This is a genomic window from Fictibacillus sp. 18YEL24, assembly GCF_015903855.1.
Classification (GTDB): Bacteria; Bacillota; Bacilli; order Bacillales; family Fictibacillaceae; genus Fictibacillus; species Fictibacillus phosphorivorans_C.
Window position 1 is genome coordinate 260,549 of record NZ_JACZDT010000003.1, and the last position, 24,605, is coordinate 285,153.

The following is a 24,605-nucleotide window of genomic DNA, read 5'->3' on the forward strand; positions in this document are numbered from 1 at the left end:
ATCATTCTCTTGGAGGTAATGAAAATGAACAATAAATATGCTGATGATAGTTTAACGCTACACACAGATCTTTACCAGATTAATATGGCTGAAACATACTGGGAGGACAATATTTATAACAAGAGAGCTGTATTTGAAGTCTTCTTTCGTAAACTTCCTTTCGGGAACGGGTATGCTGTATTTGCTGGATTAGAGAGAATCATAGATTATCTGAAGAATTTTAAGTTTACAACAAGCGATATCGATTACCTTCGGGAGGAACTAGGGTACGGAGAAGATTATTTGGAGTATCTGGAGCAAGTAAAATTTACGGGTACTGTCCGCTCAATGGTTGAGGGAGAACTGGTTTTTGCAAACGAACCGATCATACGAATAGAAGCACCATTAGCAGAAGCTCAGCTTATTGAAACAGCTATTTTAAATATCGTAAACTACCAGACACTTATCGCTACAAAAGCATCCCGCATTAAACAAGTGGTTGGGGAAGAACGAGTGATGGAGTTTGGAACACGAAGAGCACAAGAGATGGATGCGGCGATTTGGGGAACGAGAGCCGCGTTTATCGGTGGTTTTGAAGCGACATCAAATGTAAGAGCAGGAAAACGATTCGGCATACCAGTCGCAGGTACACATGCTCATGCACTCGTCCAAACATATCGCGATGAATATACGGCATTTCATAAATATGCCCGACGTCACAAAGACTGTGTGTTCTTAGTCGATACGTATGATACTTTGCGCTCTGGAGTGCCTACAGCGATTAAGGTCGCTCAAGAACTAGGAAACAAAATCAATTTTCAGGGAATTCGTTTAGATAGTGGAGATCTCGCTTACCTTTCAAAAGAAGCGAGAAAGATGCTTGATGAGGCAGGATTCACTGACACAAAGATTATTGCTTCAAATGATCTAGATGAGAATACGATCATCAATCTAAAAGCGCAAGGTGCAAAAATAGATTCATGGGGAATTGGTACAAAACTGATCACCGCTTATGATCAGCCAGCTCTAGGAGCGGTCTACAAACTTGTCTCTATTGAAGACGATCAAGGGAATATGGTAGACACGATCAAAATCAGCGGAAATCCTGAAAAGGTAACGACTCCTGGTTTGAAAAAAGTTTATCGAATCATCAATACACAGAATAACAAATCTGAAGGTGACTACATTGCACTGGACAATGAAACGCCCGAAGAAGAGCCCAGACTTAAAATGTTTCATCCTGTGCATACATTTATTAGTAAATTTGTAACGAACTTTAAAGCCAAAGAACTTCATCAAGATATTTTTGTAGAAGGTAATGTTGTTTATGAAACTCCTACTCTAAAAGAGATACAGATCTTTGCAAAAGAAAACCTTGAAGTGTTATGGGACGAATACAAACGCACGATGCATCCCGAGGAGTATCCAGTCGATCTTAGTCAAGCATGCTGGGACAACAAGATGAGGAATATTCAAGACGTGCAAACTAAAGTACTGTCATTAATTGAAGAGGGAGAATCTCATAATGGGTAAGATTGGAATTTACGGCTCATCTTTTGACCCAATAACGAATGTACATCTATGGACCGCTAGTACCGTTGCACACCGCTGTAAACTAGACAAAGTGATCTTCCTTCCATGTTCAAGTAAACGAAAAGATAAAACGATGAAAACATCTGATACTCATCGTTGGGAGATGCTTCAGCTTGCAATCTCAAATAATCATACATTTATTGCCGATGATCATGAGATGCTTCAAGAAGCTTGGGAAGTATACACGTATTACACGATGGAACATTTTAAACAAAAATATCCTGATGATGAGGTGTACTTCATTATGGGAGCAGATTTGTTGGTTGATATTGCAGATGGTAAGTGGAAGTATGATGATGAGTTAATCTCGAATAATAAATTTATTGTGATGGCAAGGGATGAAATTAATATGGTCAAAACGATCTCGCGTTCACCCATCCTAAGAAATCATGATGATGGCACAAAATTTCATCTGATCGATAAAGGGCTGTCTATGGAAATCAGCAGCACCTATATACGTGATGAATTTTCTAAGGGTGGCGAACCAAGGTATCTGCTGCCTGATGCTTGTTATGAATATATAAAAAAACATGAACTTTACTCTTCATAACGAGTGGAACAATCATAACAACAGCTGACTTAAGAAGGTATTCTGAGAAGTACCTTAGAGTCAGCTGTTTTTTGCATTTTATTAAATATTTTTAAAAGAAGTTAACTTTCAGCTATTTTTGGAAAAAATATAAATAAACTAGTGAAAGATGCAAAAAACGTTTACGGGACTATTGATTTAGGGAAGAGCCTTATAAATACCTTATGAGCGTATGGAGGATTATAGATGGCTACCGTAATAAAAGGAGAATACAAACACGTGAACTGTGATAGTGAGTATGGCACATTAAAGAAAGTGATTGTGTGTGAACCAAGATATATGAAGATCGATGAAATAATCAATGAAACACAGCGCCATTTTGCAAAAGACAACATCAACATGAAACGAGCGATGAAACAGCATCAGCACTTCGTGGACACGATGAAAGCAAACGGTGTAGACGTTTATAAACTTCCTGCGATGGAGAAGTTCCCTGAACAAGTTTTCACGCGTGACATTGGATTTACAATCGGAGAGACGGTATTCGTATCACGTATGGGAAGCAATATACGCGATGGAGAAGAGAAGGTATTACGAAACTGGTTATTAGAACATCAGATTAATCTTTCTTTGATCGAAGGTGACCGAATTGAAGGCGGAGATGTAATCGTTCACGGTGATACCGTCTATATCGGAGTGAGTGGCAGAACATCTGAGGAAACCATTCAAGAACTTCAATCACAGCTTCCTCATATGAAAGTCATTGCCGTCCCATTTGATCCTATTTATCTGCATCTAGATTGTGTTTTTAACATTTTGTCTGAAAAAGATGCTTTAATCTATAAACATGCATTTGAGGATAAAGACTATCAGTTTTTAGCCTCAAAATTTAATGTGATTGAAGTGGAGAAAGAAGAACAATTTACGATGGGTACGAACGTTTTATCTATTGGAAATAAAAAAGTTTTGAGCCTTCCTGTAAATAAAAATGTTAATGCTGCACTTCGTGAAAGAGGATACGAAGTTTTAGAAGTCGATATCTCTGAAATTATAAAATCAGGTGGTTCGTTCCGCTGCTGTTCGATGCCGTTATATCGAGAAGAGATGCATTAAATCGTTCACAAGTAGTCTTTGCCTATGGCAAAGGCTTTTTTTGTTGTTTCCTGTGTTATCGGTGAAAATTACGCTCTTAAAGGTGAAAAACGCATGATCACATGCGAAAAGATAGGCATTTCAGGTGTTTCTGAGCACTTCTCAGGTGGTCACAGCTTATTTACCGGTGAACGCGTAATAAATATAAAAACACATACCGTAAAACATATATCAACTGCTTAACACACTTCTTTGATTGATGATTGGAGTGCAAGCTCGTGCCTCACGCTTCGAGAATCATCTTGCACAAAATTCTACATCAACAATCTTTTATACAAGTGCCTTTCTAAAGGACATTCTTTGTAGGTACAAAGCTATAAACTGTCTGTTTTAGACATATTTTTAATACTGCAGGGTAAAGAGTACTTAAATAAGGAACTTGGATTTCCAAGTTCCTTTCTATATTTCTATTTGTGAGTTTTCTTCCTCAGTCGTTACAGCAGTACTCTGAAGGGGAAGTACGATGGTGAAGGTCGTGATGCTATCATCTGATGAACAGCTGATGGACCCGTTATGCTTTTCAATAATTTTCTTGCACACGAAAAGGCCAATACCCGTGCCTAATTCTTTTGTTGTAAAGAATGGCTCGAAGATCGTACTGATTGTTTCGGGTGGGATAGCTGGGCCGTTATTAGAAATAGTAATATGTACGTTATCATTATCTTCAATCTTGCTAAAAATCATGATTCGGCGATTCTGTCTCATTTGACGCAGTGCATCGATCGAGTTCATGATGAGATTAAGCAGTACTTGTTTCAACTCGTCCTTGTGTGCCCGCAGTGTAATCGTAGGATCAATGCGCGGAATGACCGTAACGTCTGCATCCACTAAACTTGGATACATGAAATCTAGTATATCTGTGAATAAATCTTCTAAAGCAAAATCCTCCGCTTCCCGTTCTTGAACCCCTTTTCTTGAGGCATGAAGAAATTGAGAGATACGAAAGTTCAATTGTGTTAATTCATGACTGATGATATCAATGTATTTCATGTTTGGATTCTCTTGCTGCATGAGTTTTACGAAACCCATTACTGCTGTCAAAGGATTTCTGAACTCATGTACAAAACTAGATGACATCTGTCCTAAAATGGTTAACCGTTCTTTGTGACTTTGGTCGATGAATACTGTTTTTTCCTCAATCTCAATATCCTTCAGCTCCGTATACTTCTTAACGGCATGATATAAAAACTCATCAAAAAGAGAATTGATCGTTTCAATCACAGGCTGCAACTGTTCAATGGATATACCAGAGCCCGTCACGAAACGGACGATCTCACTTCGTCCTAGGTTCACATTGTATACGAATTCACCTATATTGATCTTAGCTTCTAACCGCTGAACAGCGACTTCATGGGCGAGGTGCATAATTTCTTCGGGAGATAGTTTACGTCGTAAGGATTGTTTAACTAGCTCAACCATATGCAAGGCATTCTCTATTACTTTTTCTTTATGTACATCATGATTCGATATCACGATTCTCTGGTGCCAATCATGTAAGTAAGTAGGCAAGTTATCATCCATATATGTAATTAAGCTTTCTGTTATGTCCACCGCTCGCACCTCTTTCAACATTAAAATCATGGAAAGAATAAAATATGAATCAGCTAACGTTTGTTATATAAAAGTATTTATACTACATATAGTAATGGAAATATAGACGAAATGCCATATGCAGTTTACAAATTTTTCATTAAATTATGAAAATAGGTAGGTAAATCGACACGAGACCACGAAAACTATCATAAACCTCCAGTCTTTACTTTTTCTTTATGAATGAAAACTATCCTTTAAAATATTTCTGACTATTCTAAATATATTTTTGTAATTTCATATTGTGAAATTTTGAGATTGTACAAGTCTGCCTTTTTCAATACGATGAACGCATATTGAAAGGGGTGGTTGCTAAGCTGACTTCAACTAAATCGTATCCGTTTGAGGGGGAGAATTGGTGATCTCATCTGTTCAAAAAATTTCAAGGATATTAAATTGCTTCACCAAAGATGAACCAGCATTAGGAAACTTGCAGATTGCTGAAAAACTTAACATGAATGCGAGCACGGTTCATCACTTAGTTCGTACACTTTGCTCAGAAGGCATACTGATTCAAGACAGTCAAAAAAAATATAGATTAGGATGGAAATTGCTAGAATGGAGCAATCACGTCATGTATCAGCAAGACATCAACACGGAAGCACTGCCACTGTGCGAAGGTCTTGTCCGAAGGTTTAACACAACCGTACATATCGGAATGCTGGATCGTGGTGAAGTGCGTTTCGTTCTAAGAGTAGCTTCTTCAAATTCAGTAGCTGTCCCCACTTTTATAGGCGATACAAAACCTGCATATTGTACAAGCACAGGAAAAGTATTGCTAGCTTTTAACCCCTCCATGATTAAGCCGACCATATCAAGGGGATTGCTTCGCCGCGCTCCTAATACCATTACATGTGTTGAAAAATTAAAAAATGAGCTTGATGTTATAAGAACAAATGGTTATGCCATCAGCAACAACGAAAACGAGATGGGGTTGTATGGAATTGCCGCTCCGATCAAATCGTATACCGGACAAATCATAGCTGCTCTTAATATGGTTGGACCCGTATCGTATATGCTAGGGCAAGATACGCCTTCTATGATTCATCATGTCGTAAAAACAGCGGAGTCGATCTCAAAAGAACTCGGTTTTATTAGCGTTTTATGATAGCGCTTACATAAATAGAATGATCTGTCTTTAAAATCAAAGAAGTAAAAAATAAGACAAGTAAACAGGAGAAAAGCAAAAAAAAAAAACGCAGCGAATCTTCGTTGCGTTTTTTGTAATACCTATTGATAAAAAGAGTATTTTCCTTATGTAAAAATACCCTTTTGTCCAATGCTCTCTAATCATAAGGACCGGAATCAGTTCTTATGGCAATAACACAGCATCGATTACGTGAATAACACCATTTGATGCCTCAACATCTGGTTTAACAACAGTTGCATTATTCACCTTTACGGGATTAAGTGAGATTATTACTTCTTTACCAGCAAGTGTTTTTACTTTCATTCCGTTCTGAAGATCAGTTGACATTACTTTTCCAGGAACGACATGGTAAAGTAATATATTTTTTAAGTCTTCTCTGTTTAATAACTCTTCTGCTGTAACGTTTAATTCTTTTAGCAGTTTTTCAAACGCTTGATCTGTTGGTGCAAATACCGTATACGGACCAGCACCTTTCAGTGTTTCAACTAATCCCGCTTTTTCAAGTGCAGCAGCAAGAATTTTAAAATCTCCAGCTTCTACCGCTGTATCAACAATATCCTTTTTAGCAGCTGTATTTTCTGCTGCTAAAGTAACATTCGAGAATGAAAGTGTCATCATCAAAATCATGAGAAAACTTATAACTTTCTTCATTTTCATTTAAATACCCTCCTTTTTCCATTAAGTTTGCTATTAGAAAATGTACCATCGTCCTTTTTCGAATCGTAAGTACAAGGGTAGTATTAATCACCTTAAAGTTTTTATACCAGTCTGTTCATTTGTTTGAGTAACAAAAGCAAGAAAGAAACATTATAATCACGTCTTTGATAAAACCCTAACTACTTATACTTCCACAAAAGAGCGAGCCAATAGCTAATATCACCCTCTTTCATTCTCAAAATAGCTATGAAATTCAGTAACGGATAAATTTTTCAGATAATTTCATAATGTGAAATTACCGCATTGAGATTTGTAAGCGCTTTCTTATATAGTTAAAACAAATTAATACATCTATTCATAGAGGAGGCATATGGTATGGGAATTAGAACTGGTGCTCAATATATTCAAGCATTGAAATCTCGTTCACCAGAAATTTGGTTAGAAGGCAGGAGAGTTACAAATGTTGTGGACGAACCTGTTTTTAAACAGCCAATTCAAGAGATCGCTAAACTGTACGACATGCAGCACGATCCGCAAATTCAAGATTCCATTACACATATTTGCAAAGAGACGGGTGAGCGGGTAAACAATGCATTTCTCCATCCGACAACCTATGAAGAATTAATGGCAAGAAGCCAGTTGTTTGAAATCTACGCAAAATCTACTTTTGGACTAATGGGCCGAACTCCTGATTTTCTGAACGTCGTAGTAACGGGCATGGCACACAATGGCTGGTTTCTCGATCAGTACAATACTGAATGGTCTGTCAATATCAAAAACTACTTTAACTACATAAGAGACAATGATCTGTTTTTAACACACGCAATCATCAATCCTCAAAATGACCGCAGCAAAAATTCTCATGGACAAAAAGATATGTTTACACATCTAGGTGCTGTTGAAGAAACGCCTGATGGTTTGATCGTTAGGGGAGCAAAAATGCTCGCTACATTAGCGCCCATTACAGATGAAGTCATCATCTACTCGTTCCCTGGCTTCGCACCTGGAGACGAGCGTTATGCGCTTGCATTTGCAGTGCCTGTGGATACGCCAGGACTTAAGCTCATATGCCGTGAACCGATGCAGGACGGCAAGCGATCACAGTTTGATCATCCACTCGCTTCAAGATTTGAGGAGATGGATGCATTGCTCGTCTTTAATGACGTACTTGTGCCTTGGGATCGCGTGTTTCTTTATAACAATGTGGAAGCAGCGAACCTTCTTTATCCTAAGACAGGAATTGCTCAGCAGCCAGCTCATCAGTCAGGTGTAAGAGGATATATAAAATTAGCTTTTGCAACAGAGGTTGCTTGTAAACTAGCAGATTCTATCGGTGTTGATGGATATTTAAACGTACAGAATGATCTTGGGGAATTGGTTCAGAACGTAGAGGTGATCCGTTCCTTATTGAGAGTAGCTGAGTATGAATATGAGACAACAGCATCTGGTGAAGTGATGCCGAATGCGGCAGCGCTTGAGACCATACGCGGAATGCTTCCTAAAATGTATCCAAGAGCGATCGAGGTCATTCAAATCATCGGTGCTGGAGGGTTGCTTATGTCACCGACTGGGAATGACTTTAACGCTCCAGAAATCCGAAGTGAGATTGATAAGTACTATTTAGGCCGTGACGGTGTGGACTCTCTTGAACGCGTTAAGCTGTTCAAGCTTGCATGGGATCTGTGCGGTGAAGCTTTCGGGCAGCGGCTTGTGCAATATGAGCGCTATTATACGGGAGATCCGATCCGTAAGAGAGCCATCTTCTATAACGGATATAAAAGAAAAGCACAGTTTGCAATGGTTGATGAAGCACTTTCCGTAACAAATGAATTCGTGAAGGACCAGCCTAAGCTGGCTAAATAAAAGGAGGCAATAAGGATGAGTACATCAACTTTAAAATCGTTTAACCTATTAAAATGGATCGATGAAAACAAAGACTTGCTCAAGCCCCCAGTTAACAACAAAGTGATCTGGCAGGATTCCGAATTTATCGCCATGATCTTAGGTGGTCCGAACAAAAGACGTGATTTTCACGTGGACCCTTCTGATGAGTTCTTTTATCAGATCAAAGGCAGCTGTTATGTGGAGATCATTAATAAACACGGTAAGCGTGAAGTAGTTGAAGTAAAAGAAGGAGACGTGTTCATGCTGCCGACGATGGTTCCTCATTCGCCGCATCGTGTGGCTGATTCTTATGGTCTTGTGATTGAGCGTAAACGTGCACAAGGTGAGCTTGAAGACTTCGTTTGGTTCTGTGACCGCTGTGATTCTGAGATGCATCGCGTAACGGTTCAATTGAGTGACATTGAGAAACAAGTAAAAGAAGCAATTCACAGTTTTAATTCCAATGAACGTGTTCGCTTGTGTAAAGATTGCGGTTACCAGATGCCAGAGAACGTGGAGGAATGGAAGTGCTAAGGATTGACTTTCACACACATATCATTCCAGAGTCGTTTCCTGACTTTGCCGAAAAATATAGTGGAGAAAGGTGGCCGGTGTTAAACAGGACGTGTGCTTGCGGCGCAGCCATTATGGTAGGTGGCAAGAACTTTAGAGATGTAACGGACCAAGTATGGGATCCAAAAAAACGGATCGATGACATGGATCGTGAAGGGGTAGACATTCAAGTGCTATCCCCGATCCCTGTAACATTCTCGTACTGGGCGCCGCCAGAACAAGCCGAAGCAATGGCGAAAATCCAGAACGACTTTATCGCTGAAACTGTCAATGAATACCCCGACCGCTTCGCTGGTCTAGGAACGGTTCCAATGCAGGATTCAGAAACAGCGATCCGGGAGATGGATCGCTGTATGAACGAGCTTGGACTTCATGGAATCGAGATCGGAACAAATATAAATGGACAGAATCTCGATCATCCTGACTTTATTCCGTTTTTTGAGATGGCGGAGAAGTGGGAAGTACCGCTCTTTATTCATCCGTGGGAAACGCTCGGAAAAGAGCGTATGCCAAACCATAATTTCATGTACACGATCGGGATGCCGAGTGAAACCGCATTAGCCGCAGCATCCTTAATCTGGAGCGGTATGATGGAGAAATTTCCTAAACTAAAGATTTGTTTTGCGCATGGCGGTGGTTCGTTTCCTTACTTAATTCCCCGTCTTGATCAAGGGTGGCAGGTGTGGCCACATTTGCGTCTGACCACACATCCACCAAGTCATTATGCCAAGCAGTTTTATTTTGATTCGTTAAATTACGATCCGATGAATATCCGTTATATGATGGAGCGATTTGGTTCAGACAAGATCTTTATGGGTTCAGATTATCCGTTTCTGCTGCGTGAAGTGAATCCTGGAAAAGTAATCGATGAAACGCTTGAGCTAACGGATGCACAGCGAAAAGCAATGCTTGGCGGAAACGCTGCTGAATTTTTAGGTCTTGAAAAACGAAAGCGGGGTGCAGCCGTTGCAAGTCATGCAAACACCGGAGGATAAGCTTCAAAGTCTAGGCCATGTACTACCAGAGGTGCGGCCAGCTGTCGGAAACTATGTGGGCTGTGTAAGAGTGGGTAATCTTCTATTTACAGCCGGACAAGGTGTTGATCAGTATCACGGTAAGCTAGGAAAAGATTTATCGGTAGAAGAAGGCTATGCAGCTTCTCGCCAGTCCATGTTAAATCTCTTAGCAGTCGTTCAACACGAGCTTGGGAGTTTAAACAAAGTGAAGAAGGTTGTGAAGCTGTTAGGCTTTGTAAACTGTACAGAGGATTTTACTGATCAGCCAAAAGTCATCAACGGAGCATCAGATCTACTTGTTGCTGTTTTTGGAGAAAGAGGTAAACATGCTAGATCAGCCGTAGGCATGGCCCAGCTACCTGGTGGAACAGCGATTGAGATTGAAATGATCCTTGAGATTGAAGACGAAAAGGGGAATTAGCTTATGAAACCTGAAACCCTGACACAACAAGTAAAGATAATGGATGCAAAACTTTTTATCGATGGAGAATATGTTGATGCTCTCTCTGGAGGTACCTTTGAATCTATTAATCCAGCGACGAATCAAAGATTAGCACTCGTTGCTAACGGCAGTGAGCAGGATGCGAAACGTGCGATACAGTCTGCCAAAAATGCTTATGATAGCGGCGTTTGGAGCAAGATGCCTGTTGAGGATCGGTCTGATATTCTATGCCGAATGGCGGATCTTATCATGAAAAATGTAGATGAACTCGCAATGGTTGAAACCCTCGATGTTGGAAAACCGATTAAAGAGAGCAGAGGGTTCGATATTCCAAGAGCGGCATCCAATTTCCGCTTTTTTGCTGAGATGTCTAAATATATGGTCAGTGAACATTATGACAAGCATAACATCATGTCATATGCCAAATACAGTCCAGCAGGAGTAACAAGTCTTATCATCCCTTGGAATCTACCATTCATGCAGATGACTTGGAAAGCATCTGCGGCTCTTGCTGCAGGAAATACCGTTGTCGTCAAACCTGCCTCATATACACCACTATCTGCTGTCATGTTTGGAGATATCGCTAATGAAGCAGGACTCCCTCCTGGTGTCTTAAACATTATTACAGGGCCGGGAAGTACGATGGGGAGTGCGATGACAACAGATCCTAACGTGCGTCGCATCTCGTTTGTCGGAGAATCACGTACAGGAAAAACGATCATGAAGAACGCTGCTGAAAACTTAATCCCTGTCTCCCTAGAATTAGGTGGGAAATCAGCCAATATCGTTTTTGAAGATGCAGATTTGGATGAAGCGGTAAAAGGTTCAATCGATGCCATCTATCGAAATCAAGGAGAGATCTGTCTTGCTGGATCACGCCTTCTATTACAAGAAAGCATCTATGATCAGTTCATGGATAAGTTTGTGGCAGCTGTAAAACAAATCAAAGTCGGTGATCCGACTCATGAGGACACAGACATGGGGGCACTTGTGTCTAAAAATCATATGGAGACTGTCGAAGCCTACGTAGATATTGGCATAAAAGAAGGCGCAAAGATCGCTTGCGGTGGTAAGCGGATAACAGGTCTTGGAGAAGGAAACTTCTATGAACCTACCGTTTTATATGATGTGAACAACAAATGGCGTGTTGCACAAGAAGAGATCTTTGGACCTGTTCTTGTTGTTATCCCATTCAAAACAGAAGAAGAGGCGGTTTCTATCGCGAATGATTCCCAATATGGTTTAGCTGGCGTAGTGTGGACAAATGATATTCGTCGGGCACAGCGGGTTTCAGCTGCTGTTGATTCGGGTCTGCTCTGGATCAACTGTTGGTACATAAGAGATCTGCGGACACCTTTTGGTGGTTCAAAAGCGAGCGGAATTGGCCGTGAGGGTGGAAGGCACAGCTTTGAATTTTATTCAGAAGCGAAGACGATCACGATGAAACTATAGATTCTGTATTGAAAACGTGATTGGATGACAGTCGCGTTTTGCTCTTTGATGAAAGAAGGGAGGAAACATACATGCAACAACAGATCATTTCTAAATTAACGACAGAACTGTTAGAAGCAGAAGAAAAATTAATACCGGTTGAACCTCTTTCTACACGTTTTCCTGAACTCTCGGTCAAAGACTCTTATCATATTCAACTGCAATGGGTGGAAAGGAAACTTGAAGAAGGACGAGTGATCATCGGAAAAAAAGTAGGATTAACGAGTAAAGCGATGCAGAATATGCTTGGAGTCGACGAACCGGATTATGGTCATCTGCTCGATCACATGAAGGTTTCTACAGGTACCGTTCTGTCTAGAAAAGATTTCATAAAGCCAAAAGTTGAAGCAGAGATTGGCTTTATCTTAAAAGATGATTTGCAAGGTCCAAACGTTACGTATATAGACGTGTTGATGGCGACTGAGGCTCTCGTGCCCACATTAGAGATCATAGATAGCAGGATAGAAGATTGGAAGATAAAGTTAGTAGATACGGTTGCAGATAACGGTTCATCAGCTAGAGCAGTTGTGGGTAAACCTTTTTATGAAATTGATCAGATCGACCTTAGGATGCTAAGTATGACGATGTTAAAGAACGGTGAGATCAGAGCAACAGGGGCTGGAGCTGCTGCACTCGGTCATCCGGCACATGCTGTTGCTTGGCTCGCTAACAAACTAGCAGACTATGACATGTCATTAAAAGCAGGTGAGTTGATCCTGCCAGGAGCTCTATCAAGTGCGATCGATTTAGAGTCAGGCGATGAAGTGACTGCCACATTTGGAAAGTTAGGCTCTGTAAGCATCTCGTTTTGTGAATAAAATCCAGCATAGAAAGGATCAGCCATAGTGAAAAAAATAAAGGCGGCGATTATTGGTTCTGGCAATATTGGTACAGACTTGATGTATAAACTGCAAAGAAGCGATGATCTTGAACTTACAGCGATGTTCGGAATTGATATGGAATCGGATGGGTTAAGGCGTGCGAACTCTGCTGGATACCGAGTGTTTACAAATGGCATTGATGACTTTATAGAAAGACCAGATTTAGCGGACATTGTGTTTGATGCAACTTCAGCTAAAGCTCATCTTCGTCATGCACAACTTTTAAAAGATATGGGAAAGACTGTGATAGATCTTACTCCTGCGGCGATTGGCCCCTTCGTATGTCCTCCTGTTAATTTTAGTGAACATATAGACTCACAGAACATTAATATGATCACATGCGGCGGACAAGCAACGATTCCGATTATCCATGCGATTAATTCTGTGGCAGATGTTTCTTATGGTGAGATCGCTGCAACGATCTCATCATCAAGTGCAGGACCAGGAACACGTGCGAATATCGATGAATTCACACTAACTACGAGGCGTGGAATTGAGGAAGTCGGTGGAGCCGAGCGAGGAAAAGCCATCATCATCTTAAATCCAGCAGATCCTCCTATTCTCATGAGGTCGACCATATATTGTGAAGTCAAAGAGATGGACGAAGCTAGAATACGAACAGCAATCCTTGTCATGGAAAACAGCGTTAAAAGCTATGTACCTGGATACAGGGTGAAGAATGAACCTCTTTTCGATGGTGATCGGGTAACGGTTTTTGTTGAAGTTGAAGGAGCTGGCGATTACTTTTCGAGCTATGCAGGAAATTTAGACATCATGACCTCAGCAGCAAAACATGCTGGCGAAATGGTCGCGAAGCGTTTGCTAGGCAAGTTCAACATGGATAGGGCGGTGACAGCCAATGATGCGTAATAGCTCGCTGCCTCTAAAAATTACGGAAGTCTGTCTGCGTGATGGGAGTCACGTCATGTCGCATCAGTTCACAGAAAAACAAGTGTACGATGCTGCAAAGTCACTCGATGAAGCAGGTATGCATTACATCGAGGTCAGCCACGGTGATGGATTAGGCGGATCGACCTTACAGTACGGAAGGTCACTTGTGGATGAGATGAAGTTAATAGAGACAGCGGCTGGAGTGTGTAAAAATGCACAAGTTGCCGTCCTTTTGATTCCAGGAATTGGAACCGTACATGAATTGAAGAAAGCGCATGAGTTGGGAGCAAATCTTGTTCGTGTCGCAACCCATGTAACAGAAGCGGATGTGTCAGCGCAACATATTCATATGGCTCGTGAACTTGGAATGGAAGTATTCGGGTTCTTAATGATGGCACATTCCGCTCCTGTTGAAAAGCTTGTTGAACAAGCAAAGTTGATGGAGTCCTATGGCGCGCAAGGTGTTTATGTAACCGATTCTGCAGGAGCACTTCTGCCATTTGAAGTGAAAGATAGAATCTCAGCATTACGTGAATCACTAAATATTGAGATCGGTTTTCATGCACACAATAATCTATCAGTAGCTGTTGCAAATACACTCGTAGCCATTGAAGAAGGAGCGACTAGAATCGATGGGAGCGTCCGCTGTTTAGGAGCTGGTGCTGGTAATACACAGACCGAGGTTCTGATCGCAGTTCTTGAACGAATGGGAGTGGATACAGGTATTGATCTCTATAAAATGATGGATCTAGCAGAAGATGTGATCGGACCGATGCTGCCAGGTGCGCAGGAAATTCGTAAAGGAAGTTTAGCGATGGGGTATGCAGGGGTTTATTCTAGCTTTCTTTTACATGCAGAACGTGCGGGTAAACGCTTTGGTGTTGATTCGAGAGATATTTTAATAGAACTTGGGAAACGAAAAGCGGTAGGTGGTCAAGAGGATCTGATCTTAGTAGTGGCAGCTTGCTTAGCAAAGTCCAAACTGGAGGTGTAGGAGATGACGGTTACAAATAGGACGAACGTGGAATTGGTTGATTATCTGTTAAAAGCGGAAAGTGACGTGACGGAAGTGGTCAAGATTACAGACCAATTTCCTGAACTATCAATTGAAGAAGCGTACGATCTGCAAAAAGCACTTATTGAAAGGCGCATGGAGAAGACACAGACAAAACGTCTAGGAATTAAGCTTGGACTGACGAGTAAAGCGAAGCAAGAGATGATGGGCGTGCATGAAGCCATTTACGGATATCTTTTGAGTGATATGCTCGCATTCGAGTGGGAACCCTTACAGCAACACCGTCTCATTCATCCAAAAGCTGAACCTGAGATTGCTTTTATCATGGGTGAAGATTTAATGGGAAGTGATGTGACAGCATCAGATGTCATACGTGCAGCAAAGTATGTGGTAGCTGCGATTGAAGTGATCGACAGCCGTTACAAGGACTTTCGTTTTACACTTCCGGATGTTGTAGCAGACAATTGCTCATCCGCTAAATTGATTTTAGGCAGCAAGCTCGCTCGCCCAGAAGAACTTGATCTGGCGAATATCGGAATGGTGATGAGTAAGAACGGAGAGATGATGACCACTGGTGCGGGATCTGCTGTTCTTAGTCATCCTGCTGAAGCGGTAGCATGGGCTGTTCAAAAGCTTGCCGAGCGTGGTGAAGGTTTATTAAAAGGAGATATCGTTTTGAGCGGGGCATTATCTGAAGCAATCGCTTTTGATATGGATGACACGATCGTCGCACAGTTCGATGGTCTGGGATCTGTAACACTATCATCGAGATATGTGAAATAGGTGTAACGGTCATGCCGATCATTCATGTACAAGTGATAGAAGGGCGAACAGATGAACAGCTGAGCAAACTGATGGAACGGTTAACATTGGCGGCGGCTGAATCATTGGATGTGAAAAAAGAACAAGTTCGTGTACTGATCCAAGAGATTCCCAATAAGCATTGGGGAGTTGGCGGAAAACCAAAATTTTAAGAGCTAGAGATGAGACCCTTTGTCGAGCAAAGGGTTTCTTTTTTTGGATGCGAGTGGATTGTGAGCGATTCTTGAGATTTGTGAGCGATTCTCGAGGTTTGTGAGCGATTCTCGAGGTTTGTGAGCGATTCCTGAGGTTTGTGAGCGATTCTTGAGGTTTGTGAGCGATTTACGAGAATCGCGAACGATACCAGAAATTTGTGTTACTTCTTTATTTTATCTCCTCAATCTTCCTCATGAAATAATCGGTATAGTACAATCATAACTTCACATACCCTTAAACGACATGCAATCGTGAGGAGGAAGCTTTATGTTTAAACGCTTTAACCGGCTGGCGATCGAACTGCCGACACCGACGAATCCTGATGCGAATGCGGCAGCGGCAGTTCAAGAATTGTTAGGTGGTCGTTTTGGTGAGATGTCGACTCTTAATAACTATATGTATCAATCTTTTAACTTTAGAAAAAGAGGAAAATTGAAACCATTTTTTGACCTCGTCTCGAGTATTACAGCAGAAGAATTTGGGCACGTTGAGCTTGTTTCACACACGATCAATATGATGATTTATGGTACGACACATCCTGGAGATGTGAACGACGCACCGATGGCAGCTGCAACAGACAAAAGGAACACTCAACATTTTATTGGTACGGCACAAACATCCTTCCCTTTTGATTCGATGGGAAAAGCTTGGAACGGCGATTATGTGTTCAGCAGTGGAAATCTACTTCTTGATCTTCTGCACAACTTTTTCTTAGAGTGTGGAGCTAGAACACATAAGATGAGAGTTTATGAGATGACGAGTAACCCTGTTGCCAGAGAGATGATTGGATATCTTCTTGTACGCGGTGGTGTACACGTATTGGCTTATGCAAAAGCGATTGAGATGGTAACAGGCGTTGATATTAAGAAGATGCTTCCCGTACCTGATCTAGAGAACTCGGCGTTTGAAACGACGCGAAAATTTGAGGCAGAAGGCGTACACCGAAAGTTATATACGTTCAGTGATACAGATTATCGAGATATCGCATTAATCTGGGCAGGTCAGCATCCGTTAGGTGGTCCACTTGAGACAGTGATCGGCGCTCCAGCTGGTGCTCCGATGCCGGAGTTACGGTCTATCTCAGAAGAGTTTGCGCCAGGTATCTCTCATGAAGATTTTATGCAGATTGCTGAAAGATTGAAGAAAAATGCAGGAATAAGTTGATCAACCGGCGTATAATACGTCGGTTTTTTTGTGGTATGATTTATGATGTTTATAGAATTAGTAAGAAGTGAAGGGAAGTCTGGCAGATGACATACAGACAAATTAAGTGGTTGATCCTGCTGATTCCAACAATCTCCGTTGGTTTATGGGAATACGTTAGACATACGGTTCTGTTGCCTTATATATCGATGAACACGGGAAACTGGCTCTCTGCCATCATCGTATTTCTTGTTACGCTTTATTTTTTGAATATCTTGTTTGGAAGATTAGAGCGTATGCAGCAGGAGCTACAGAGAGAACGGTCAGAAAAAGCGGTTTTAGAAGAACGTGAAAAAATTGCGAAAGAGCTGCATGACGGCATCGCACAGTCTTTATTTTTTCTCTCGGTTCAAGTGAATAAGCTAGTAAGTGAGTTTAGTAAGGATGATAAATCGTATAATAAACTCAAGAAAACGTTGCAGCACATTCACGATGATACGCGAAGTGCGATTCAAAATCTTCGAAACGTTCCAGCTCAAGATGATATTTCGTGGACTACATCATTAAATGCATTCTTCAATGAAATGGAGACTCAGCATGATTTCAAGATTCATCGAGAGTGGAGATTACAAGATGAAGATCTGACTTCAAAGGAAAAAATCGAATTATTTGCTTGTGTACGAGAAGCAATTATCAACGTAATTAAACACGCTAACACGAATGAAGTATGGTTGGATACGATGAAAACTCCAAAAGGTTGGGTTTGTACGATTGTAGATAAAGGAACAGGATTTGATTCTCAAGAGCCAACAGAGGGTTTTGGTCTGAAAATTTTACATGACAGAGCGTATTCAATGGACTGGCAGCTAAAGATTACCAGCACGGCAGGAAAAACAGCAATCACGATTGAGAAGGAGGGAAATGCATGACACAGCCTATTCGTTTATTGATTGTAGATGATCATCATCTTGCTCGAGAGGGTGTAAAAGAGATTTTAGAGTGTCAGACTGAGTTTGAAATTGTTGGTGAAGCATCCAACGGTTTACAAGCGATAGAGAAGACAAAAGCTCTTATGCCGGATCTTGTACTCATGGATATTTCTATGCCAAATATGAATGGGTTTGAAGCAACAAAAGAAATAAAAAAGCAGTTTCCAAACATAAAAATCGTGATTATGACGGTTTCTTATGACATTACGGACTGGTTTGAAGCTTTAAAGCGTGGGGCACAAGGATATCTTCTTAAAAATTTGAACACAGAAGATATGTTAAATGGATTAAAAGCTTATGCTATGGATGAAATACCGATGTCGAAAGAGATGGCTTTTCGAATTTGGAAAGAGTTTAAGAAGGATGGACAAGCTGGACAAGCTCTGTCAGCACGGGAACAAGATGTGCTTCAATTGGTTGCCAAGGGGCATTCCAATAAGGAAATCTCAAAAGTTCTCAATATCTCTGAGAATACGGTTAAAACTCATATGAAGAACATTTTAGGGAAACTGCATCTAGAAAACCGTGTACAATTAGCGAGTTATGCTTACGATAATGGAATCGTTTAATTTCCAGTGTCATACAATCGACACAATTTTATATTCGTAATCACCCTTTAGAGTGATTACCATTTCCAGCTTGTTGTTTATACTTTTCCATATTGAGTATGAATAAGGAGAATATAGATATGCAAGCAACAGCTTATAAGTTATCAGAAAACAACGAGAATGCTTCAAAAAAATCTAACAGTCTTTACCAGACGTTTTGGAGATGGCATTTTTATGGCGGAATTATATTTGCACCTTTTTTGATCTTACTTGCTATCAGTGGAGCATTATATTTATTCCAAGCTGAAATTGAAACGATGATCTACAAAGACAAGATCATTGTGCAAAAAGGTGACCAACCTCTTCCTCTCTCGCAGCAGATTGACACTGTTCAAGCGGAGTATCCTGGCGCAGAGATTGGTTCGGTCAGACTTCCGAAAGAAGATAATCGAGCTACTTTAGTAAAAGTGATAGAAAATGATGTTGTTACACAGGTTTATGTAAACCCATACACAGCGTCTATAACAGGAACGATACTTGATGAGGATCATTTCAAAAATGTTGTCGCTAAGCTTCACAGTGAATGGATTGTTGGAGGAACGTTCATTAATCGATTCGTAGAACTGGCTGCATGTTGGACGATCATCATATTGGTGACAGGTCTATACATTTGGTGGCCAAGAAACAAAAAGACTTTCATGGGAACGATCTTTCCGCGCCTTAATAAGAATGGCCGCATGTTCTGGAGAGACCTTCACGCAGTGACAGCGTTCTGGCTGTCGTTGATGATACTAATCCTTATCGTTACTGGGCTGCCATGGTCAGGTGTGATGGGAGAACAGATCAACAAGCTGGCGACAAATGCAAATGCAGGTTATCCAACTTATGCATTTATGGCGCCAACCGCAGAAAAGACGACAGATGAGATCGCAGAAGATATTCCATGGGCAACGGAGAACAACCCTGCTCCAACATCAACGAAAGATGACGGATCACTTTCTGTTGATCAAGTGATGTACTTAGCTCAAGAGAACAAGATCCAAAAGCCTTACACGATTTCAATGCCTGCAGGAGAAGATGGCGTATTTACTGTTGCTTCTTCAAGAGATAAACCGGAAAATGAAGCTACCGTCTATTTTAACCAGTATAACGGAGAAATAGTAGAAGATGTGAGGTTTAGTGATTACGGCTGGATGGCTAAAGCGATTTCGATCGGAATTGCGCTGCATGAAGGTCATTATTTTGGTCTGGCTAATCAAATTTTAGGAGTAATAGCTGCTCTCGGTTTAGTAGCGATCGTCATCTTTTCTCTCATCATGTGGAAGAAACGTAAACCTTCTGGAAGATTAGGAGTACCAAAAAAATCGGACAAGAAGCTAAAACCTTGGATCATCATCCTCATGGTCATAACAGGTATTGTTATGCCACTCGCAGGTATATCTTTCGTTTTTATATTCTTATTAGATCGCTTTGTAATACCACGAGTAAAACCACTTAAGGCTTGGTTGTCATAAAATTAGTAGAGGTGAAGAAAGAAATGAAAAGAATGATGCTGATTTTTGGACTGGTGCTGACGATGGCTATATTGTCTGCATGCGGTTCAGGCGGATCAAAGGACGAACACGAGAATCATAAGAACCACGAACAACATAATAGCGAAAGCAAGGAAACGTCTCAGTCATTAGACTGGGACGTTCAGTCGTTTTCTTTTAAAGACCAAAATGAGGCAGAATTTGGATTGGAAGATTTAAAAGGTAAAGTGTGGATGGCGAATTTTATCTTCACAAATTGTACAACAGTTTGCCCGCCTATGACTGCACATATGGCTAAACTGCAAGGGATGGCAAAGGAAGAGAAGGTTGATGTAGAATTTGTTTCTTTCTCTATCGATCCAAAAAGGGATAATGCTGATGCATTGAAGAAGTTTGGTGAAAACTATGACGCAGACTTTTCGAACTGGCACTTTCTTGGTGGCTATGAAGAGAAACAGATCGAACAGTTAGCAAGAGATTCATTCAAAACACCAGTAGTGGCTGATCCTAACTCAGACCAGTTCATCCATGCATCAGCCTTCTTCTTAGTGGATAAAGAAGGAAAAGTCGTATCCAGATATGATGGAGTAGAAAATACACCATACGAAGAGATAATTGCAGATATGAAAAATAGACTGAAAAAGTAAACCAGCTTTTTGGGGTAGTAGAAATAGAGCAAACACCCCGGTGGAAAAAGGAAAGCTGAGGAAAAGCAAAATAGTTGGGGGTCTGACCCCAATTATTTTTTGCATTTGTTCACACAATAGTTATGGTTTGGAAGTCTAACTTCTACCTACTTATGATAAAACTAAAGATAGAATCGTCATTATGCAATAATGGAGGTATATTCAGTTATGAATCCAATAAAAACGTTAAAAACAGTAGGATATCTTGAAGGGGCTTCGTTCTTAATCCTTCTTTTCATCGCCATGCCGTTGAAGTATTTCTTAGATCAGCCGATGGCCGTATCAATTGTTGGTGCTCTACACGGTCTATTGTTCGTTCTTTATATTCTAGTCATTCTGTATGTGTATAACGTGAAGAAGTGGCCGATTATGCGTGCATTCTTGGCATTAGTTTCTTCTGTACTGCCGTTCGGACCTTTCATTTTCGACCGCAAGTTTTTAAAAGATTAATACTGTTTGAGGGAGCCACCTTATTTAGGAAGGCTCTCTTTTTTTATGGGGTAAAGGTAGAGAAAGTTTGTCATCATTTGTCGAAAAGCGTATATTTTTCGATTTTGACTTAATTGTAGATGAATCAGACCTAATTATTTTATTTTAGACTTAATTTATAGCGTTTCTGGCTTAATTACTAGCGAACAAGACTTAATAAGCCTCCTCAGCAACAATACATGCTAAAGATGTGCTTTCCACAAGAACACTGAACGTGCGAATGTCCTCCTCGGAAGGAAAAGCTAACTTCCCACTGCTCACTAAACCGATGTCCCTAGTAATTTCAATCATTTTGTTCCCGTCATGTTAAGAATTCGTGTAAATTGTTTTAATTTTCTAATTTTCGGCTATTTATACTTTAATATGGTTTTAAACAAGGAGGGGCAATCTCATGATTAAAGCACTTCTACTTAATGCGTCTCTTAAAAGTGGTGATGAAGTCTCTAATACCGAAAGCTTGATGAACGAAGCGGTGCATATTTTTAATAAGAACAACATAGATACAGAAATGGTAAGGCTTGCTGATTACAGGATCGCTTATGGTGTTTCTGCAGATGAAGGAGAGGGTGACGAGTGGCCAGAGATTTTTGAAAAAGTGAAAAAGGCTGATATCCTCATCATCGGAACGCCGCTCTGGCTTGGTGAAAAGAGCAGCCTTGCTACTCAAGCAATAGAGAGGCTATACGGGGCCAGTGGTATGACGAACGAAAAAGGCCAATATATATTTTATAACAAGGTGGCAGGTGTTGTTGTGACAGGTAATGAGGATGGAGCGAAACACGCGAGTGCTTCCATTCTGTACGGCTTGTCTCACATTGGATTCACCATACCGCCGAATGTGGATACATATTGGGTTGGTGAAGCAGGTCCAGGACCTTCCTATATTGAAGCGGAAGGTAACAAGAATGAGTTTACGATGCAGCACAATAAAATAATGACTTACAATCTGATTCACTTTGCAAAATTATTAAAAGAACATCCTATTCCAACAGAAGGCAATGTGGTAGAAAGCAACAGCTAATTAAGGGAGGATATTTATGGCAATCGATCAGGTAGCGGTAGAAAGATTAATTGGGCAATTCGAGAGAATCAGATCATTATCTGAAAAACTAGCATCAAGACTTCAAAATGAGGATACGATCATTCAGGCGATGCCAGATGTGAGTCCGCCAAAATGGCATCTAGCACACACTACATGGTTTTTTGAACGATTCATCTTAAAAGAAAAGAATCCCTCCTATGTTCCTTTTAATCCAAAATTTGATTATCTTTTCAATTCATACTATGAAACGATTGGTTCGTATCATCCCAGACATTCAAGAGGCGTGCTTTCCAGGCCGTCGATGGATGAGGTGTATGCCTATCGTGACCATATAAACAGAGAAATCTTGAGTCTTCTTAAAAACTATGGAGATCAGTTACCAAAAGAGGTTGAGGATCTGATTGAGATCGGTCTTCAACACGAACAGCAGCACCAGGAACTTCTATTAACAGATGTAAAATATAACTTCAGCTGCAACCCTTTACTACCTTCGTACACAGAATCTTCTTCTTCACCTGATCACACAAATTCTGAGCAAAAATCGCAAGTCACTGAAATTAAGATTGAAGGAGGACTCGTTGAAATTGGTTTTACAGGAGCTGGGTTCTCCTTTGATAATGAACGACCACGTCACAAAGTTTGGCTGAATGCTTACGAGATATCTTCCCATCCCGTCACGAATGGAGAATATCTTTCATTTATTGAGGCGGGGGGATATGAGCAGCCTGAGCATTGGTTGTCAGATGGCTGGGCAACCGTTAAAAAGGAAAAATGGAAACATCCTCTTTATTGGCGTAAGAGTGAGGATGGCTGGTACACGTTCACATTAACAGGTGAAAAGAAATTAAATCTTGATGAACCTGTCTGCCATGTAAGTTTTTATGAGGCAGATGCTTTTGCTAGGTGGAGCGGAAAAAGGTTGCCAACAGAAGCAGAGTGGGAACATGCTATGAGTTCCCTCCCAATAGAAGGGAATTTTGTTGAAGAAGAATCGTTTCATCCAATGGTGGGTGAATCTTATTCAAAATCACCGATCAAGAAAGCCTTTGGAGATGTTTGGGAATGGACCTGCAGCCCATACACATCCTATCCTCAGAGTAAACCGCTTGAAGGTGCGCTCGGTGAATATAATGCAAAATTCATGTGTAATCAAATCGTTTTACGAGGTGGATCATGTGCAACCTCTAAATGGCATATTCGACCTACTTATCGCAACTTTTTTCAAGCCGATAAAAGATGGCAGTTCAGCGGAATTCGCTTAGCGGGGGATCTCACATGAAAACGATAAGATCGAACGTTCATTATCACATCGGAAACGAACCTGAAACAGATATGTATAGTGAAGTACTTCATGGATTGCGACAAGAGAAAAAGTTCATTTCACCTAAATATTTTTATGATAAAAAAGGTTCTGAACTGTTTGAAGCGATTACGATGCTCACAGAATATTATCCGACCCGAACAGAACTGCTGATCTTAAATAAATATAAAGATGAAATGGCTCACGCGATCGGAAGGGATACGGCACTCGTAGAGTTCGGAAGCGGCAGCAGTGAAAAAGTTAGGACACTTCTTGAATCGATGCCTGAACTTAAAGAATATGTACCGATCGATATCTCTAAAGATTTTCTGTATCAATCCGCACGAGCTCTGTCAATTGAATATCCTCATCTAGACGTGCATGCTGTGTCTGCCGATTATACGGATAAGTTTGAGGTGCCTAATCTCAAATCTAAACTGAAAGCGGTGTTCTTTCCAGGATCTACGATTGGAAACTTTGAGCCTGAGGAAAGAATAAATTTTTTGAAGATGACAGCGGATTTTCTTAAGCCAAACGGCGGTTTGTTGATCGGAGTAGATATGAAAAAAGATCACGCTGTGTTGAATGCGGCTTACAATGATAATAAAGGGATCACAAGTCAATTCAATATTAATTTACTAAACCGGTTAAACAGAGAACTTTTGGCAAACTTTGATCTCGAAAAATTTCAGCATCATGCTTTTTATCATGCTGAAAAGGGCAGAATTGAGATGCATCTTGTAAGCCTGGTAAATCAGATGATAACCATCGGTAATGAAAATGTCTTCTTTACTGAAGGAGAAACTATCCACACTGAGAATTCTTATAAATTTACGATTCAAGAGTTTCAAAATATGGCGAGACAGTGTGGATTCACACCTAAAAAAGTGTGGTGTGATGATAAGAACTGGTTCAGTATGCATTATCTTGTTGTCGAATAGATTCAAAACTAAGGGACTCCTTTTGTCAGGAGTTTCTTTTTTCGTACACATGTTAATAGCCAAAGCTTTTTATTG

The 24,605-nt window shown here is 40.6% G+C and carries 26 protein-coding genes; 24 read left to right on the top strand and 2 right to left on the bottom strand.

The annotated features are described in order from the left end of the window. The first annotated feature begins 24 nt into the window (after positions 1 to 24). From HU823_RS11665 to HU823_RS11680, 4 genes are all read left to right on the top strand, one after another. Positions 25 to 1,512, top strand: a complete 1,488-nt coding sequence (locus HU823_RS11665; RefSeq protein WP_197222146.1) for a nicotinate phosphoribosyltransferase — start codon at positions 25 to 27, stop codon at positions 1,510 to 1,512. Then, positions 1,505 to 2,122 carry a nicotinate (nicotinamide) nucleotide adenylyltransferase gene (gene nadD / locus HU823_RS11670; protein WP_197222147.1) on the top strand — a complete coding sequence of 206 codons (618 nt, stop codon included), beginning with the start codon at positions 1,505 to 1,507 and terminating at the stop codon, positions 2,120 to 2,122. Before HU823_RS11665 ends, nadD begins: the two co-directional genes overlap by 8 nt. Positions 2,123 to 2,347: 225 nt before the next feature. Continuing rightward, positions 2,348 to 3,214 carry a dimethylarginine dimethylaminohydrolase family protein gene (locus HU823_RS11675; RefSeq protein ID WP_144702369.1) on the top strand — a complete coding sequence of 289 codons (867 nt, stop codon included), beginning with the start codon at positions 2,348 to 2,350 and terminating at the stop codon, positions 3,212 to 3,214. A 24-nt stretch (positions 3,215 to 3,238) separates the two neighbouring features. Next, positions 3,239 to 3,436: a hypothetical protein gene (locus HU823_RS11680; protein WP_197222148.1), complete on the top strand. Its 198-nt coding sequence runs from the start codon at positions 3,239 to 3,241 to the stop codon at positions 3,434 to 3,436. A gap of 216 nt (positions 3,437 to 3,652) precedes the next feature. Here the strand turns inward: HU823_RS11680 and HU823_RS11685 are convergent, their stop codons facing one another. Beyond that, a complete protein-coding gene (locus HU823_RS11685; RefSeq protein ID WP_260858703.1) occupies positions 3,653 to 4,804 on the bottom strand; it encodes a histidine kinase N-terminal domain-containing protein in 1,152 nt (383 codons plus the stop codon). Between the two features lie 397 nt (positions 4,805 to 5,201). Here HU823_RS11685 and HU823_RS11690 point away from each other — a divergent pair, with 397 nt between their 5' ends. After that, entirely contained in the window at positions 5,202 to 5,951 is a 750-nt protein-coding gene (locus HU823_RS11690; protein ID WP_144702357.1) for an IclR family transcriptional regulator, read from the top strand. 204 nt (positions 5,952 to 6,155) lie between these two features. Here the strand turns inward: HU823_RS11690 and HU823_RS11695 are convergent, their stop codons facing one another. Then, entirely contained in the window at positions 6,156 to 6,650 is a 495-nt protein-coding gene (locus HU823_RS11695; protein ID WP_197222149.1) for a fasciclin domain-containing protein, read from the bottom strand. 375 nt (positions 6,651 to 7,025) lie between these two features. Between HU823_RS11695 and HU823_RS11700 the strand changes: the two genes are divergently transcribed. The 19 genes from HU823_RS11700 (at position 7,026) to egtD (ending at position 24,530) form a co-directional block, all read left to right on the top strand. Beyond that, a complete protein-coding gene (locus HU823_RS11700; RefSeq protein ID WP_197222150.1) occupies positions 7,026 to 8,513 on the top strand; it encodes a 4-hydroxyphenylacetate 3-hydroxylase family protein in 1,488 nt (495 codons plus the stop codon). 15 nt (positions 8,514 to 8,528) lie between these two features. Beyond that, a complete protein-coding gene (gene nbaC, locus HU823_RS11705) occupies positions 8,529 to 9,068 on the top strand; it encodes a 3-hydroxyanthranilate 3,4-dioxygenase (RefSeq protein WP_197222151.1) in 540 nt (179 codons plus the stop codon). Continuing rightward, the gene (locus HU823_RS11710; RefSeq protein ID WP_144702345.1) at positions 9,056 to 10,102 is read left to right on the top strand and encodes an amidohydrolase family protein; all 1,047 of its coding nucleotides are present in this window, start codon (positions 9,056 to 9,058) and stop codon (positions 10,100 to 10,102) included. The genes nbaC and HU823_RS11710 overlap by 13 nt, the downstream gene beginning before the upstream one ends. Beyond that, entirely contained in the window at positions 10,074 to 10,544 is a 471-nt protein-coding gene (locus HU823_RS11715) for a RidA family protein (RefSeq protein WP_144702343.1), read from the top strand. The genes HU823_RS11710 and HU823_RS11715 overlap by 29 nt, the downstream gene beginning before the upstream one ends. A gap of 3 nt (positions 10,545 to 10,547) precedes the next feature. Then, positions 10,548 to 12,017, top strand: a complete 1,470-nt coding sequence (locus HU823_RS11720) for an aldehyde dehydrogenase (protein WP_144702340.1) — start codon at positions 10,548 to 10,550, stop codon at positions 12,015 to 12,017. 71 nt (positions 12,018 to 12,088) lie between these two features. Continuing rightward, the gene (locus HU823_RS11725) at positions 12,089 to 12,874 is read left to right on the top strand and encodes a 2-keto-4-pentenoate hydratase (protein ID WP_197222152.1); all 786 of its coding nucleotides are present in this window, start codon (positions 12,089 to 12,091) and stop codon (positions 12,872 to 12,874) included. A gap of 27 nt (positions 12,875 to 12,901) precedes the next feature. Continuing rightward, positions 12,902 to 13,807: an acetaldehyde dehydrogenase (acetylating) gene (locus tag HU823_RS11730; RefSeq protein ID WP_197222153.1), complete on the top strand. Its 906-nt coding sequence runs from the start codon at positions 12,902 to 12,904 to the stop codon at positions 13,805 to 13,807. Next, entirely contained in the window at positions 13,797 to 14,822 is a 1,026-nt protein-coding gene (gene dmpG / locus HU823_RS11735; protein WP_197222154.1) for a 4-hydroxy-2-oxovalerate aldolase, read from the top strand. The genes HU823_RS11730 and dmpG overlap by 11 nt, the downstream gene beginning before the upstream one ends. A 3-nt stretch (positions 14,823 to 14,825) precedes the next feature. Beyond that, on the top strand, positions 14,826 to 15,626 hold the full coding sequence (locus HU823_RS11740; RefSeq protein WP_197222155.1) for a 2-keto-4-pentenoate hydratase: 801 nt from the start codon (positions 14,826 to 14,828) through the stop codon (positions 15,624 to 15,626). 11 nt (positions 15,627 to 15,637) lie between these two features. After that, on the top strand, positions 15,638 to 15,817 hold the full coding sequence (locus HU823_RS11745; RefSeq protein WP_144702325.1) for a 4-oxalocrotonate tautomerase: 180 nt from the start codon (positions 15,638 to 15,640) through the stop codon (positions 15,815 to 15,817). Between the two features lie 310 nt (positions 15,818 to 16,127). Further along, positions 16,128 to 17,024, top strand: a complete 897-nt coding sequence (locus HU823_RS11750; RefSeq protein WP_066391910.1) for a manganese catalase family protein — start codon at positions 16,128 to 16,130, stop codon at positions 17,022 to 17,024. A gap of 86 nt (positions 17,025 to 17,110) precedes the next feature. Then, entirely contained in the window at positions 17,111 to 17,932 is an 822-nt protein-coding gene (locus tag HU823_RS11755) for a sensor histidine kinase (RefSeq protein ID WP_197222156.1), read from the top strand. Then, entirely contained in the window at positions 17,929 to 18,561 is a 633-nt protein-coding gene (locus HU823_RS11760; protein ID WP_197222157.1) for a response regulator, read from the top strand. Before HU823_RS11755 ends, HU823_RS11760 begins: the two co-directional genes overlap by 4 nt. 119 nt (positions 18,562 to 18,680) lie before the next feature. Next, a complete protein-coding gene (locus HU823_RS11765; RefSeq protein WP_197222158.1) occupies positions 18,681 to 20,054 on the top strand; it encodes a PepSY-associated TM helix domain-containing protein in 1,374 nt (457 codons plus the stop codon). Between the two features lie 23 nt (positions 20,055 to 20,077). Next, positions 20,078 to 20,719, top strand: a complete 642-nt coding sequence (locus HU823_RS11770) for an SCO family protein (protein ID WP_197222159.1) — start codon at positions 20,078 to 20,080, stop codon at positions 20,717 to 20,719. 207 nt (positions 20,720 to 20,926) lie between these two features. Further along, positions 20,927 to 21,208, top strand: a complete 282-nt coding sequence (locus HU823_RS11775; protein WP_066391923.1) for a DUF3817 domain-containing protein — start codon at positions 20,927 to 20,929, stop codon at positions 21,206 to 21,208. Positions 21,209 to 21,638: 430 nt separating this feature from the next. Beyond that, positions 21,639 to 22,268 carry a flavodoxin family protein gene (locus HU823_RS11780; RefSeq protein WP_231607422.1) on the top strand — a complete coding sequence of 210 codons (630 nt, stop codon included), beginning with the start codon at positions 21,639 to 21,641 and terminating at the stop codon, positions 22,266 to 22,268. 16 nt (positions 22,269 to 22,284) lie between these two features. Further along, complete coding sequence (egtB, locus tag HU823_RS11785; RefSeq protein WP_197222160.1) at positions 22,285 to 23,568, top strand: ergothioneine biosynthesis protein EgtB; 1,284 nt, start codon at positions 22,285 to 22,287, stop codon at positions 23,566 to 23,568. After that, a complete protein-coding gene (gene egtD, locus HU823_RS11790; protein WP_197222161.1) occupies positions 23,565 to 24,530 on the top strand; it encodes an L-histidine N(alpha)-methyltransferase in 966 nt (321 codons plus the stop codon). Before egtB ends, egtD begins: the two co-directional genes overlap by 4 nt. Positions 24,531 to 24,605 lie beyond the last annotated feature (75 nt).